The following is a 13743-nucleotide window of genomic DNA, read 5'->3' as shown; positions in this document are numbered from 1 at the left end:
CAACAAGACCGTCGACAGGCCGGGGTATCAACATATCTGGCGTTGACTTTTGGCACGCTGTTGAGTTCTCAAGGAACGGACGCTTCCTTCGAAACCGTCTCACCGGCTTCTCCGGACGTTTGCCCTTTCGGTGTCCACTACGTTAGCGCGTTTCCCCGGAGACTCCTAATCGGGTCCTCGGAGTCAGTTTTCGGCGTACCGAAAGTGACCCCGATTCTGGGGTACCTCGTAGGTAGTGATGTTCGCTTCCGGGGGCCGCTCTCACTGGGCCTTCAGGCCCGTGGCAAGCCGTCCCGTTTCCAGCGACTCGTCCAACGCTAGGCGGTGGATCGGCCTGCGTCAAGCGAAGGCCGACGGTTCCGGGGCTTGTGTGGCCGGTACGGGCTCACCGTCGGGTCGTCGGCGAGCCAGAAGCGCCAGGGGTAGTGGGAGCCGTCACCGCCGACGCCGGTCCGCGGACCGCTCTTCATGGCCCCGGGGTCCAGGTCGTGACCTGCGAGGATACTCAGCGGGGCGGAGTCTTCGTGAGAGCAGACGTCGGTGCCGTTCAGCTCTCGGTCCACGGCGAGCGCGGTGGCCAGGCGGGCCGGGCCCTTGGCCAGTTCCAGGTCCCTGCGGGCCTTGGGGCGGCGCTGCCGTGCCAACTCCGCTCCCTCCAGCACCTCGCCGGCGCGGATCAGTACACCGCTTGCCTTCCCCTCCGGACCGCAGACCAGGTTGAGGCTGAACCACATGCCGTAGATGAAGTAGACGTATGCGTGACCAGGCGGACCGAACATCGAGGCATTGCGTTCGGTCCTGCCGCGGTAGGCGTGGGAGCCGGGGTCGGCCTCGCCCGCGTACGCCTCGACCTCCGTGATGCGCAACCGCATGCGGCCCTTCGTCGTCGTGCGTACCAGGACGCATCCGAGAAGGTCGGGGGCGACATCCAGGACAGGACGGTCGAAGAAGGCTCGGGGTAGGTGCGCATCGCCGCTGGTCGTGCTGGGCTTGCGGTCTCGGCCTGCGATCATGCCGTCCGAGCGTACAAGAACCGGTCATTGCTTCCCGCGGGGGAAGCCGAAAGGGGAGGACAAGGGGATGGGCTTCAAGAAGCTTTTCGCGAGCATGGGGATGGGTGCCGCCTCGGTCGATACGGTGCTGCACGAGCCGCACGCCGTGCCCGGTGGTGTGGTGCAGGGCGAGGTGCGGATCGAGGGTGGCTCGGTCACTCAGGAGATTCAGTCCCTGTCGGTGGGGCTCCAGGCCCGCGTCGAGGTGGAGACGAACGACGGGGAGGGGCATCAGAACATCGAGTTCGGCACCCAGCGGCTCGGTGGGGAGCTCACCCTGCACGAGGGGGAGTCGCATGTGGTGCCCTTCAGCCTCGAGGTGCCGTGGGAGACGCCGATCACCACGTTCCTGGGGCAGCAGCTGCGGGGCATGCAGATAGGGGTGACCACGGAGCTGGCGATCGCGCGGGCGCTGGACTCGACCGACCTGGACCCGGTGGACATCCACCCGCTGCCGGCTCAGCAGGCGATCCTGGACGCCTTCGGGCAGCTCGGGTTCCGCTTCAAGTCGGCGGACATGGAGAAGGGGCACATCCGCAACACGCGGCAGAAGCTGCCCTTCTACCAGGAGATCGAGTTCCACGCGCCGCAGCAGTACCGGGGGCTCAACCAGGTCGAGCTGTCGTTCGTCGCGGACTCGCGGGGGATGGATGTGGTGCTGGAGATGGACAAGAAGCCGGGCCTGTTCTCGGAGGGCAGTGACACCTTCCGCGCCTTCCCGGTGGACTTCGACTCCTACCAGCAGACGGACTGGACCGGGTACCTCAACCAGTGGCTGGCCGAGGTCGGCGGCAAGCGGAACTGGTTCTGAGGCCGAGAACCCTCTGTCCGAGACCGGCGGAGAGCGTCGCCGGGACCCCGCTCAGCCCAGCAGGATGCTGAGCGGGGTCTCGCGTACCGCCCAGAAACCGACCGCCGCGGTGAAGACCTCCGCCGCGGCGGCGGCGTCCTCCGGATCGGTCTGTTCGAACTCCGACCAGCCGGTGGCCAGCAGCAGATAGCCGCGGGGCTTGCCCCACCAGGACAGGTCGGTGAGGAGGTCGGCAAGCGCGTCCCAGTTGCGGCCGAAGTAGTCGGGCAGCTCCAGACCGGTGACGCAACGTTCCATGAAGTCGGCCTTGTTGCCGACGCCGGTCAGGTCCACGACCGCACCGAACCAGCCTGCCGCGTCCGCCTGCATCAGGGCGTCGGGGCCCACCGAGGGCAACCGGTAGACGCCGGGAGGCACCGAGTCGTCGAAGAGGCCGGGGAGGTCGGCCTGGGGCAGCTCGGGCAGGTCCACGGGGCTGGTCATGGTCGGCACCACCGCTTCGGGGTCTCGTCGTGGTCACTCACCTGATGGCGTTGACGGCTGCGGGCACAGGGCTGGGGTGTACGGGGTGTGCTGTCGCACCCCGTCATGGTGGCAAAGAGAGGCTGTCCGGATCGTTAGGCTGGCCGTTGCAGCGATTCGCGTGACGAGGAGGTTCCCGACGTGACCGACCAGCAACGGCGCCCGCTCCCCCATGACTTCCACCCCCCGGTGCCGTCAATCCGCGTGGTGAGCAACGATCTGGCGGACGGCGGCCATCTGGGTTCCGCACAGGTGTACGCGGAGGGGAACACCTCGCCGCACCTGCGCTGGGAGGGCTTCCCGGAAGCGACCAAGAGCTTCGCCGTGACGTGCTTCGACCCGGACGCGCCGACCGGCAGCGGGTTCTGGCACTGGTCCGTCTTCGACATCCCCGCCTCGGTGACCGAGCTGCCCACCGGGGCCGGTACGGGTGAAATGAAGGGGCTCCCCGAAGGGGCCGTGCACGTGCGCAACGATTTCGGGACGCGGGACTTCGGCGGGGCCGCGCCGCCGCCCGGGGACGGGCCGCACCGCTATGTCTTCACCGTGTACGCGGTGGACACCGAGAAGCTCGGTCCGGAAGCCGAGGCGACGCCTGCCTTCGTCGGGTTCAACCTGCGCTTCCACACGCTGGCGCGGGGCCAGCTGATCGGCGAGTACGAGATCCCCGCCGAGGGCTGATCCCCGGGCCTGTCCCGAAGAATTCCGTTGCGCCGCGCCCTCTGCGCGGCGCAACGTGTATGAGGGCAGTCGGCACCGTGGCGCGGTACATCACCGCGAGCGGGGGCGGCAGGCGCTGATCGGCGCCGCCGTCTGCCGGAGTCCGGCCCAGGGCCGGGCGACCGCGCCGGCTGCCTTCGGTCCTGGGCTGCGAGCACCTGTTGTCCGCGCGTTTCTTCTCCCGCTTTCTCCCTCGGGAATTCTCCGCGATTTGTCCCTCCGTGATCCTTTTCCGCCCTCTGTGACCTGGCATTCCCGGGTGCTTCATTTCCTGTACAGCCTGGGGAAATTGCGTTGTCGGTCTGCGTGGACAGCGGCACAGTTGGTGCCACCCCGGCGCGGGTGCGTGCGGGCTGAGACGGGAGAAGGGGAGGCGGTCGGGATGCGGGAGACGCTGGTACTGAACGCGAGCTTCGAGCCGCTGTCGACGGTGTCGCTGCGGCGGGCGGTCGTGCTCGTGATGCGGGAGAAGGCAGTGGTCGAGCAGTCGCATCCCGGTCTGCGGGTGCGCGCGGCGCAGGTGGAGCTTCCGGTGCCTCAAGTGATCAGACTCTGCCGGTATGTCCGGGTGCCCTTTCGACAACGGGCACCGTGGTCGCGGCGGGGCGTCCTGGTGCGGGACCGGCACCGGTGTGCGTACTGCGGGCGTCGGGCGACCACGGTGGATCACATCGTTCCGCGTTCGCACGGCGGTGGGGACACATGGCTGAACACGGTCGCGGCGTGTGCGGCGGACAACCACCGGAAGGCGGACCGGACGCCGGGGCAGGCGGGGATGAAGCTGCTGGTCAAGCCGTTCGAGCCGACTCCGGCCGACGCGCTGCTGCTGGCGCTGGGGCTCAAGGAGGGGGAGACGCTGCCGGAGTGGCTGTCGCTGCCGACCACGGCGTGAGCGACGGGGCGGCAGCCCAGACCCGGCGCTCAGCGCAGCAGGAGCTGCACGATCGCTACGAGGCCGACTGCCACGATGACGCCCCGTAGCACTCCGGGGGCCAGTTTGCGTCCGATGCGGGCGCCGAGCTGGCCCCCGGCTGCTGAGCCGATCGCGATCAGCAGCACGGCCGTCCAGTCGAAGTCGGCGACGAAGAGGAAGAAGACGGCCGCTGTGCCGTTGACGACGGCGCCGAGCACGTTCTTGACGGCGTTGATGCGCTGCAGGTCGTCGGGGATGAGCAGGCCCATCAGGGCCAGGTAGATGACGCCCTGGGCAGCACCGAAGTAGCCGCCGTAGGCGCTGGCGAGCAGCATGCCGCCCTGGAGGGGGATGCCGCCGTGCGGATGGGCGCTGTTGTTCTCACGTTCGCGGCCGCGGCGGACGGCAGCGGCCAGCCGGGGCTGGAGGACGACGAGGACCAGTGCGAGTGCGATGAGCACCGGGACGATGGTGTCGAACGCGCTGGAGGGCAGGGTGAGCAGCAGGATCGCGCCCGTCAGTCCGCCGAGGAGCGCGACGGTGCCGAGCCTGAGGACGCGGCGGCCCTGGCCGCGCAGCTCCCGGCGGTAGCCGATGGCTCCGCTGATGGAGCCGGGGACGAGGCCGAGCGAGTTGGAAACGTTGGCGGTCACAGGCGGCAGGCCGACGGCGAGCAGCACGGGGAAGGTGATCAGGGTGCCGGAACCGACGATGGCGTTGATGCCTCCCGCGCCGATGCCTGCTGCACAGACGGCCACGGCCTCCCATACGGTCACGCGTCAGCCCCTTCGGTGATCGGCGTCAGTGCACTGATCATGCCCGAAGGGGCTGCGTCCGCGTGCGGCGGTCCGACTGCTGGACGAGGGCTGTTGCTCTTGGAGCGGCGCCGTTCCGTCCGTCAGGAGTCGAGCGGGGGCTGCTCGCGCGGGGGCTTGGGGACGCTGGGCGGGGTGGGGGTGCCGCCGCGGTTGCCGCCGTTACCGCCGGAGTCGGGGCGGAAGTTGTCGAGGGCGCCGCCGAGGCCCTTGAGGGCGTCGCCGATCTCGCTGGGGACGATCCAGAGCTTGTTGGCGTCGCCCTCGGCGATCTTCGGGAGCATCTGGAGGTACTGGTAGGAGAGCAGCTTCTGGTCCGGGTCACCGGCGTGGATGGACTCGAAGACCGTGCGGATCGCCTGGGCCTCACCTTCGGCGCGCAGGGCCGCGGAGCGGGACTCACCTTCGGCGCGCAGGATGGCGGATTGCTTCTCACCTTCGGCGGTGAGGATCTGCGACTGGCGGACACCTTCGGCCTGGAGGATCGCGGCGCGCTTGTCGCGGTCGGCGCGCATCTGCTTCTCCATCGAGTCCTGGATGGAGGTCGGCGGCTCGATGGCCTTCAGCTCCACGCGGTTGACGCGGATGCCCCACTTGCCGGTGGCCTCGTCGAGCACGCCGCGCAGGGCCGCGTTGATCTCCTCGCGGGATGTGAGGGTCCGCTCCAGGTCCATGCCGCCGATGATGTTACGCAGGGTGGTGACGGTGAGCTGTTCGATCGCCTGGATGTAGCTGGCGACCTCGTAGGTGGCCGCACGGGCGTCCGTCACCTGGTAGTAGATGACGGTGTCGATGTTCACCACGAGGTTGTCCTGGGTGATCACCGGCTGCGGGGGGAAGGGGACGACCTGCTCCCTGAGGTCGACACGGTTGCGGATGGTGTCGATGAAGGGAACCACGATGTTCAGGCCCGCGTTGAGGGTCCGGGTGTACCGGCCGAAACGCTCGACGATCGCCGCACTCGCCTGTGGGATGACCTGGATCGTCTTGATGAGTGCGATGAAGACAAGCACCACCAGGATGATCAGGACGATGATGATGGCGTCCATGGCCTTGCCCCCTGCATGCTTTGAAAGACGCTGCCCGAAGAGTTACTGCCCGTGTGCGGTTGCTCATTGCCATCACATCACGACAGCAGTGGCGCCGTCGATCTCGACCACATCAACCTGGCTGCCCGGCTCGTAGCTTGTGTCCGAATCAAGTGCACGAGCTGACCAGATCTCACCGGCGAGCTTGATGCGGCCGCCGTCCCCGTCGACCTTCTCCAGCACCACGGCCTGCCTGCCCTTGAGCGCGTCGACCCCGCTGGCCAGGGCGGGGCGTTCGGTACGCATCCGGCGTGCGACGGGTCGTACGACCAGGATCAGTGCCGTGGAGACGATCGCGAAGACGATGACCTGGGCGACCGGGCCTCCGCCGATTCCGGCCGTCCCGGCGGCCGCTACCGCACCCACCGCCAGCATGCCGAACTCGGGCATGGCTGTGATGATGAGCGGAATCCCCAGCGCTGCGGCGGCTACCAGCCACCCGATCCATGCGTCCACATGGCCATGGTAGGCGCACGCTCAGCGCAGCGGCAGGCCCTGCGCGGTCCAGCGGCCGTTCTGCGCCTCGACGACGAGCGGCAGGCCGAAGCACAGCGAGAGGTTACGGGAGGTCAGTTCGGTCTCCAGCGGTCCTGCTGCCAGCACCCGCCCCTGACGGATCATCAGAACGTGGGTGAAGCCCGGCGGAATCTCCTCGACATGGTGGGTCACCATCAACATGGAGGGCGCGTACGGGTCGCGCGCGAGCCGTCCGAGGCGGCGTACAAGGTCCTCGCGCCCGCCCAGGTCGAGACCGGCCGCGGGTTCGTCGAGGAGCAGCAGCTCGGGGTCGGTCATCATGGCGCGCGCGATCATGGTGCGCTTGCGCTCGCCTTCCGAGAGGGTGCCGAACTTGCGGTCGAGGTAATCGGACATGCCAAGCCGGTCGAGGAAGGCCAAAGCGCGGTCCTCGTCGACCTTGTCGTAGCTCTCCTGCCAGTGCGCCGTCATGCCGTAGGCAGCGGTGAGCACGGTCTCCAGCACGGTCTGGCGGCGGGGCAGCTTCTCGGCCATGGCGATGCTGGCCATGCCGACGCGGGGACGCAGCTCGAACACGTCGACCCTGCCGAGGCGTTCGCCGAGAACGGCGGCGGTGCCGGAGGTCGGGAACAGATAGCTGGAGGCGATGTTGAGCAGGGTCGTCTTGCCGGCGCCGTTGGGGCCGAGGATGACCCAGCGTTCGCCCTCCTTGACCGACCAGGAGACATCGTCCACCAGAGCACGTCCGTCGCGGACCACGGATACGTCCACCAGCTCCAGTACTTCGCTCATGAGCGCGTTGTCTCCTATTGCAGTCGCGTTTAGGTGCCTGTGAGCACATTCCCCAGGGGAAAACCTACGCCACCGTGTACGACGCCTGTTCCCTAGGCTTGGTTCATGCTCACAGAACCTCGTTCAGGGCGGCTGGCCGCCTGGGGAAACGCACTGCTCGCCGGACTCGTCTCGCCGGACGAGGCTGCCGAACGCATCGCGGCACCGGACGCGCGGCACCGCGTGGTGCTGCCGGGGGACGACGACCCGGTGGGGCTGACGCTGGCGCTGGGGCGGCTGCGGTCGCTGGGTGCCGTAGGGCTGCGGGTGGCGCTGCCGGTGCCGGGGCATCCGCTGGGGCTGAGCGGGCCGCCGGAGTTCAACGCGCGGGCATTGGAGGCCGAGGAGGCGGTGCTGGTGCACGGCACCGCGCTCGGTCTGGTGCCGGAGGTGTACGAGGCAGGGCCGGCGGACGCGGATCCCGAGGACGTGCATACGGAGGTGCTGTGGGAGTGCCTGCCGGTGCGGGAGGCCCCGCCTGCCGACGTGCCTCCGCTCGCGGAGGCCGAGCGGGAACTGGCGGAGGCGATGCGGGAGGCCACCGAGGTGCTGACCCGGCTCGATGTGGCGGGTTCGGGTCCGGTGGCCGAAGCGGCACTGGAGGCGTACCGGGCGCGGATGGAGGCGGGCAGGCAGCTGCTGGCGCCGGGCTATCCGCCGCGCGCCGTACGGGTGCTGGAGCTGGCGCAGCGGGTGGGGGCCCTGGTGTCGATCGCGTACGGCGACGGAAGCGGCGCCGGTGACGTTAGGGAGCACGGGGGTGCGGTGAGTGCCGCGGAGATGGCAGCCCGCTCCGAGGCACTGCGGCCGGTGGAGCGGACGGCGCGGCGTGCGCAGGTGGCGGCGTACAACGCCTACGCGGAGGAGCTGGAGCGGCGGCGGGAGGGCGGGCGGGCCTGAATGGCGTCGCCCGGCCCTCCCGGCCTCATGGCCTCATGGCCTCGCGCGGTCCGCTAGTGCGCGATGTTGCCGAAGACGGGGTTGAGGACGCCCACGACATTGCCCGAGTTGCCGTCGACGTTCACCGGGACGTCGACCGGCACCTGCACCAGGTTGCCCGAGCCGACGCCCGGCGAGTTCACGGCCTTGCCCTGCGCGCCGGAGCTGTGGGCGAGCGCGGAACCGGCGGAGGCACCGACCGCGACGCCGGCGGCGGCGATGACGAGAGCGGCCTTCTTGGCAGTGTTCATGGGGTGTTCTCCCTGTGGATCTGCTGAACAGTGCCGCGGCCGACCGCCGCGGGCACGCCATGGAGAACGGAGCATCTGCCGGGAGGGTGCGCGGAAAAGATGACGACCACACGACGGTATGAATTACCGCCCGGGGCTGAACCTTTGGCCGATTCCTCCCGTCCGGTCCCGCCCCTTGTCCTTCCGTGACCCGTCATCCCGTCACCCCGTGGCGGACCGCCCACAGGGCTGCCTGAGTGCGGTCGGCAAGGTCGAGCTTCATCAGGATGTTGGAGACGTGGGTCTTGACCGTCTTCTCCGACAGTACGAGCGCACGGGCGATCTCACGGTTGGAGCGGCCGTCGGCTATCAGGCCGAGCACCTCGCGTTCCCGCTCGGTCAGCGAGGGGCCGCGGCCCGCGCCGCTGCTCTGGTCGTCGCTGAGCAGCGCCCCGGCAACCTCGGGTTGCAGCAGTACATGGCCCGCGTGCACCGAGCGGATGGCACCGGCCAGCGCCTCGGGGTCGACGTCCTTGTAGACGTACCCCGCGGCACCGGCACGCAGGGCGGGGACGACGGTGCGCTGTTCGGTGAAGCTGGTGACGATCAGAACCCGGGCCGGGTTGCCGCGTTCGCGCAGCGTCCGCAGCGCCTCGACGCCGTCGGTCCCCGGCATCTTGACGTCCATCAGGACCACGTCGGGCCGCAGCTCCTCGGCGCGTGCCACGCCCTCGGAGCCGTCCGACGCCTCCCCCACGACCTCGATGTCGTCCTGCACCTCGAGAAAGGTGCGCAGCCCGCGCCGTACGACCTGGTGGTCGTCGACGAGCAGCACACGGATCGGGTCAGCCACCGGGCACCTCCAATTCGACAACTGTGCCCTTGCCGGGCTCCGACTGGACGGTCAGCGTGCCGCCGACACCGGAGGCCCGGTCGCGCATGGAGACGAGGCCGAGGTGGCGGCCCGCCGAGCGCACGGCGCCCGGATCGAAGCCCGTGCCGTCGTCGGTGACGGTGAGGACCACGGACGGGCCGCGGCGGACGAGGGCGACGCGGACGTGCGAGGCGTCCGCGTGCCGCAAAGCGTTGTGCAGCGCTTCCTGGGCGACACGCAGCAGGGCCTCCTCCTGGGCCGAGGGCAGCGCGCGGACGCCCTCGCACAGGAAGTCGACCTCGGCGCTGTGGGCGCGGTCCAGCACCTGGGCCTGGGTGCGCAGGGTGGCGACGAGGCCGTCCTCGTCCAACGCGGCCGGCCGCAGCTCCACGACGGCGGCCCGCAGTTCGTCGGCCGCCTCGCCGGACAGCCGGGCCACCTCGTGCAGTTCGGCCTTGGCCCGCTCCGGATCGCGGTCGACCAGGGCCGTGGCCGCCTGCGCGGTCAAGCGTAGGGAGAAGAGCTTCTGGGCCACCGCGTCGTGGAGTTCATGGCCGATGCGGGTGCGCTCCTCGGCGATGGTCAGCTCGCGGCTGCGCTCGTACAGGCGTGCGTTGGTGAGCGCGATGGCGGCGTGCTGGGCGAGCAGCCGCAACAGCTCCTCGTCGTCCTCCGTGAAGGCACAGACCCGGTCCCGGGAGGCCGGGCAGCGTTGCTGCTCCGGTGAGCCGGGGGCGCAGCGCTTGTTGGCGAGGAAGAGGGCACCGAGCACCTGCTCGCCGTCGGCGATGGGCATGCCGAGGAAGTCGGCCATCTTGGGGTGTGCGGCGGGCCAGCCGCCGAAACGGGGGTCTTTGCGGACGTCGGCGAGGCGCTGCGGGGTGGCGTCGTGCAGCATCGCGGCGAGGATGCCGTGCTGGCGCGGCAGCGGGCCGATCGCCTTCCACTGCTCCTCGCTGACCCCGGCGACGACGAACTGGGCGAAGCCGCCGTGGTCGTCGGGTACGCCGAGCGCCGCGTACTCGGCATCGAGCAGGTCCCGGGCCGAGGCGACGATCGTCTGGAGGACGTCACGCACCTCGAGCCGGCGGTTCATGGCGAGCAGCGCCGCGCTGACGGCGGCGAGTCCGGAGCGGGGGACCATGCTGGTCACCGTACTCGCGAGGCCGCCGGCGCGGGATCGGGCCGGGGCCATGGGTGGTGCGGGCCGGTGGTCCTAGGTCCACCGGCGTAGCGGCCCGGCAGCGTAGCAGCCCGGCGGCGTGGCGGCCCGAGGGGCGGCTGGGCCGCCCGCCCGGCTCGCGGCGGAGCACAGCGTGAGCGAGCAGCGCCGGAGCATCGACGCAGAGTCCTCGCGCGCCACCGAGCGGGCACTGCTGCGGCGACCCGGACGGCGCCGACGGCTTCGGCGCCGCGGCCTTCCGCTCGGCCGAACGGCTCACCTCGGCCGCCTTACGGGCCCGCTTCATGCAGGTAGTACTGACGCCGAGGTTTCCGACGACAGCGAAGGGGCTCCCTCGTCCGAGGGAGCCCCTTCGCTGCGCGTCAGCCGGTCAGGCGCTCACTTGCGCATGATCTCCGGCTCATGCCGCCGCAGCAGCCGGAGGACGACGAAGTAGCACACGACACCCATCGCAACGAGGATGCCGACGTCCATCGTCCACTGGTCCAGCGAGTGGTCCCACAGCGGATCGGTGTTGGTCGGGTCCTTGTCGTCCTGCGGCATCAGGCGCCCCAGCTCGATTGTCGTACCCAGGGCCGCCATCCCCCACCGGAACGGCATCAGCCAGGCGAGCTGCTCCACACCGGGGTTGTCGAAGAGCTTGAAGAGGATGCCGGTGAAGACGACCTGGACGACCGCGAAGAGCACGAGCAGGATCATCGTCTTCTCGGAGGTCTTCACCAGCGAGGAGATGATCAGGCCGCACATCATCGAGGTGCCGCCGAGCGCGATCATCACCAGGGCCATCTCGATGGCCGCGTTGGAGGCGAGCAGGCCCTCCTCGGGGAGGTCGCGCGGGTAGAAGCCCACGGCGCACATCAGCACGCCCTGGATGGCGGCGACCACCGTCAGGACGATCACCTTCGACATCAGATAGGCCGACCGGGACAGCCCGGTGGCCCGTTCCCGTTCGTAGATGACCCGTTCCTTGATCAGCTCACGGACCGAGTTGGCCGCACCCGAGAAGCCGGCGCCAATGGAGAGGATCAGCAGGATGGAGCCCGCGTCGCCGTTGGTCTTGCGGGGTGGTGCCGTCAGACCGTAGTCGGACGGCATCACGGTGCTGACCAGGCCGAGGAGCACCGGGGTGACGAAGGACAGCACCAGGAAGGAGCGGTCCGCGGAGATCACCGAGACATAGCGTCTGATCAGCGTCCACAGCTGGCTGCCCCAGCTCTGCGGCTTCTGCAGCCGTGTCGGCTGCATCGCCTGCTGATGGGCCGCGTACGGGTCCTGCTGCGGCATCTGCTGGTCGAGGTCGGCCGCATACATCTGGTAGTGCTGGGAGCCCTGCCAGCGGCCCATCCAGTCGTAGTCGCGGTAGTTCTCGAAGGCGGAGAAGACGTCCGCCCACGAGTCGTAGCCGAAGAAGTTCAGCGCCTCCTCGGGCGGGCCGAAGTAGGCCACGCCGCCGCCCGGCGCCATCACCAGAAGCTTGTCGCACAGCTGGAGCTCAGCCACCGAGTGGGTGACGACGAGCACCGTACGGCCGTCGTCGGCCATGCCGCGCAGCAGCTGCATGACGTCCCGGTCCATGCCCGGGTCGAGGCCGGAGGTGGGCTCGTCCAGGAAGATCAGCGACGGCTTGGTGAGCAGCTCCAGCGCGACGGAGACGCGCTTGCGCTGACCGCCGGAGAGGGAGGTGACGCGCTTGTCCGCGTGGATGTCGAGCTTGAGCTCGGCCAGCACCTCCTCCACCCGGGCGTTGCGCTCGGCCTCGGCGACGTCGCCGGGGAAGCGCAGCTTGGCCGCGTAGCGCAGCGCGGTGCGGACCTTCAGCTCCTTGTGCAGGATGTCGTCCTGCGGGACGAGGCCGATGCGCTGCCGCAGTTCGGCGAACTGCTTGTAGAGGTTCCGGTTGTCGTAGAGGACCTCGCCGACATCCGCCGGGCGGTATCCGGTCAGCGCCCGCAGCAGCGTGGACTTCCCGGAGCCGGACGGGCCGATCACGCCGATCAGCGACTTCTCGGGTACGCCGAAGGTGACGTTGTTGAGGATGACCTTGCCGCCGTCGACCTTCACCGTCAGATGGCGGGCCGAGAAGGACACGTCGCCGGTGTCGACGAACTCCTCCAGCCGGTCGCCGACCAGCCGGAAGGTGGAGTGTCCGATGCCGACGATGTCCTGCGGCCCGATGGCCACGGTGCCGGACTTGGGGATCGGCTGGCCGTTGACGTAGGTGCCGTTGTGGCTGCCGAGGTCGCGGATCTCGCAGCGGCCGTCGGGCGAGGCGTGGAACTCCGCGTGGTTCCGGGAGACCTGAAGGTCGGAGACGACCAGTTCGTTCTCCAGCGCACGGCCGATGCGCATCACCCGGCCGAGGGAGAGCTGGTGGAAGGTGGTCGGGCTGCGGTCGCCCGCTGCCTGGCCTCCGCCGCCCTGACCGCCGGGCGCTCCGCCGGGGCCGCCGGCACCGGGACCGCCCATGCCCTGCGGGCCGGGACCGCCCTGCTGCGGTATGTGCTGCTGAGGTGGCTGCTGCGCGTACTGCTGCGGCGGCGCCTGTTGCATCTGCTGCGGCATCTGGGGGGCCTGCTGCTGCCAGCCCGGCTGCGGCTGCTGCTGGCCCCAGCCGGGACCGCCCTGGCCGCCGACCTGCGGCTGCTGGGTAGGGGCGCTGTGCTGGGCGGCGGCCTGTGCCGCCTGGGGCTGCCCGGGCTGCTGGTGCTGGCCCTGCTGCTGGTGCTGGTGCTGGGGCGCCGTCTGACCGCCGTACATGTCGGCAACCGGCGCCTGGCCACTGCCCGCCCCGCCGGAGAAGCCGAGCCGCGGGCCGTCGGTGGCGTTGCCCAGATGGACGCTCATGCCGGGGGCGAGCTCCAGCTGCTGGATCCGCCGCCCTTGCACATACGTGCCGTTGGTGCTGCCGTGATCCTCAATGACCCAGGCGCGCCCTCCCCAGCGCACCGTGGCGTGCCGCCAGGAGACCCTGGCGTCCTCGATCACCACGTCTCCCTGCGGATCGCGGCCGAGGGTATAGGCCCTGGACTGATCGAGCGTCCAGGTCTGTCCGTTCAATTCCAATACGAGTTCCGGCACTCCATGCCCCACAAAGTTGTCCCCCGAGGTACCCCCTTCGGAGAGGGAGTCTAGGGATGGCGAACATCGTGAGGAACTATTTCAGGCTCGGCCGCCCGACAGGAAGCCGGGCCAGCACTAGGGACCAGGCTGTGACCGTTCCGGCCAGGGAATGTCGGAGGGAAACGGACCCAGCTACGGATGCCCCCACGGATCGCCACCGATCCCGAC

At 69.6% G+C, this 13743-nt stretch carries 14 protein-coding genes; 4 read left to right on the top strand and 10 right to left on the bottom strand.

The window, feature by feature from the left end:
* Positions 1-317 precede the first annotated feature (317 nt).
* A complete protein-coding gene (locus tag ACTWQF_RS33400; RefSeq protein ID WP_443283494.1) occupies positions 318-1013 on the bottom strand; it encodes a DNA-3-methyladenine glycosylase in 696 nt (231 codons plus the stop codon).
* A 67-nt stretch (positions 1014-1080) separates the two neighbouring features.
* Between ACTWQF_RS33400 and ACTWQF_RS33395 the strand changes: the two genes are divergently transcribed.
* Complete coding sequence (locus ACTWQF_RS33395; protein WP_443283493.1) at positions 1081-1863, top strand: sporulation protein; 783 nt, start codon at positions 1081-1083, stop codon at positions 1861-1863.
* Positions 1864-1914: 51 nt separating this feature from the next.
* On the opposite strand, the gene ACTWQF_RS33390 is transcribed toward ACTWQF_RS33395, so the two are convergent.
* Positions 1915-2346, bottom strand: coding sequence for a barstar family protein (locus ACTWQF_RS33390; protein ID WP_443283492.1), 432 nt, complete (start codon positions 2344-2346; stop codon positions 1915-1917).
* 180 nt (positions 2347-2526) lie between these two features.
* On the opposite strand from ACTWQF_RS33390, the gene ACTWQF_RS33385 reads away from it, so the two are divergent.
* On the top strand, positions 2527-3066 hold the full coding sequence (locus tag ACTWQF_RS33385; RefSeq protein ID WP_443283491.1) for a YbhB/YbcL family Raf kinase inhibitor-like protein: 540 nt from the start codon (positions 2527-2529) through the stop codon (positions 3064-3066).
* A 421-nt stretch (positions 3067-3487) separates the two neighbouring features.
* The gene (locus ACTWQF_RS33380) at positions 3488-3997 is read left to right on the top strand and encodes an HNH endonuclease (protein WP_443283490.1); all 510 of its coding nucleotides are present in this window, start codon (positions 3488-3490) and stop codon (positions 3995-3997) included.
* A 29-nt stretch (positions 3998-4026) separates the two neighbouring features.
* Here ACTWQF_RS33380 and ACTWQF_RS33375 read toward each other — a convergent pair whose 3' ends face one another.
* From ACTWQF_RS33375 to ACTWQF_RS33360, 4 genes are all read right to left on the bottom strand, one after another.
* The gene (locus ACTWQF_RS33375) at positions 4027-4794 is read right to left on the bottom strand and encodes a sulfite exporter TauE/SafE family protein (RefSeq protein ID WP_443283489.1); all 768 of its coding nucleotides are present in this window, start codon (positions 4792-4794) and stop codon (positions 4027-4029) included.
* 122 nt (positions 4795-4916) lie between these two features.
* Positions 4917-5882, bottom strand: a complete 966-nt coding sequence (locus ACTWQF_RS33370) for an SPFH domain-containing protein (protein WP_443283487.1) — start codon at positions 5880-5882, stop codon at positions 4917-4919.
* A 72-nt stretch (positions 5883-5954) separates the two neighbouring features.
* Positions 5955-6377, bottom strand: a complete 423-nt coding sequence (locus ACTWQF_RS33365; protein ID WP_443283486.1) for an NfeD family protein — start codon at positions 6375-6377, stop codon at positions 5955-5957.
* Positions 6378-6398: 21 nt separating this feature from the next.
* Positions 6399-7190: an ABC transporter ATP-binding protein gene (locus tag ACTWQF_RS33360; RefSeq protein ID WP_443283485.1), complete on the bottom strand. Its 792-nt coding sequence runs from the start codon at positions 7188-7190 to the stop codon at positions 6399-6401.
* A 105-nt stretch (positions 7191-7295) separates the two neighbouring features.
* Here ACTWQF_RS33360 and ACTWQF_RS33355 point away from each other — a divergent pair, with 105 nt between their 5' ends.
* Positions 7296-8129: a hypothetical protein gene (locus tag ACTWQF_RS33355; protein WP_443283484.1), complete on the top strand. Its 834-nt coding sequence runs from the start codon at positions 7296-7298 to the stop codon at positions 8127-8129.
* A 53-nt stretch (positions 8130-8182) separates the two neighbouring features.
* Here the strand turns inward: ACTWQF_RS33355 and ACTWQF_RS33350 are convergent, their stop codons facing one another.
* The 4 genes from ACTWQF_RS33350 to ACTWQF_RS33335 form a co-directional block, all read right to left on the bottom strand.
* Positions 8183-8419: a chaplin family protein gene (locus tag ACTWQF_RS33350; RefSeq protein WP_443283483.1), complete on the bottom strand. Its 237-nt coding sequence runs from the start codon at positions 8417-8419 to the stop codon at positions 8183-8185.
* Positions 8420-8612: 193 nt separating this feature from the next.
* Positions 8613-9251, bottom strand: coding sequence for a response regulator (locus ACTWQF_RS33345; RefSeq protein WP_443283482.1), 639 nt, complete (start codon positions 9249-9251; stop codon positions 8613-8615).
* Entirely contained in the window at positions 9244-10416 is a 1173-nt protein-coding gene (locus tag ACTWQF_RS33340) for a GAF domain-containing sensor histidine kinase (protein WP_443283481.1), read from the bottom strand. Before ACTWQF_RS33340 ends, ACTWQF_RS33345 begins: the two co-directional genes overlap by 8 nt.
* Positions 10417-10833: 417 nt before the next feature.
* Entirely contained in the window at positions 10834-13545 is a 2712-nt protein-coding gene (locus tag ACTWQF_RS33335) for an FHA domain-containing protein (protein ID WP_443283480.1), read from the bottom strand.
* Positions 13546-13743: the final 198 nt, after the last annotated feature.

This window comes from Streptomyces sp. 8N114 (assembly GCF_052245835.1).
Lineage (GTDB): Bacteria > Actinomycetota > Actinomycetes > Streptomycetales > Streptomycetaceae > Streptomyces.
This window is presented reverse-complemented; position numbering and strand designations above follow the sequence as displayed.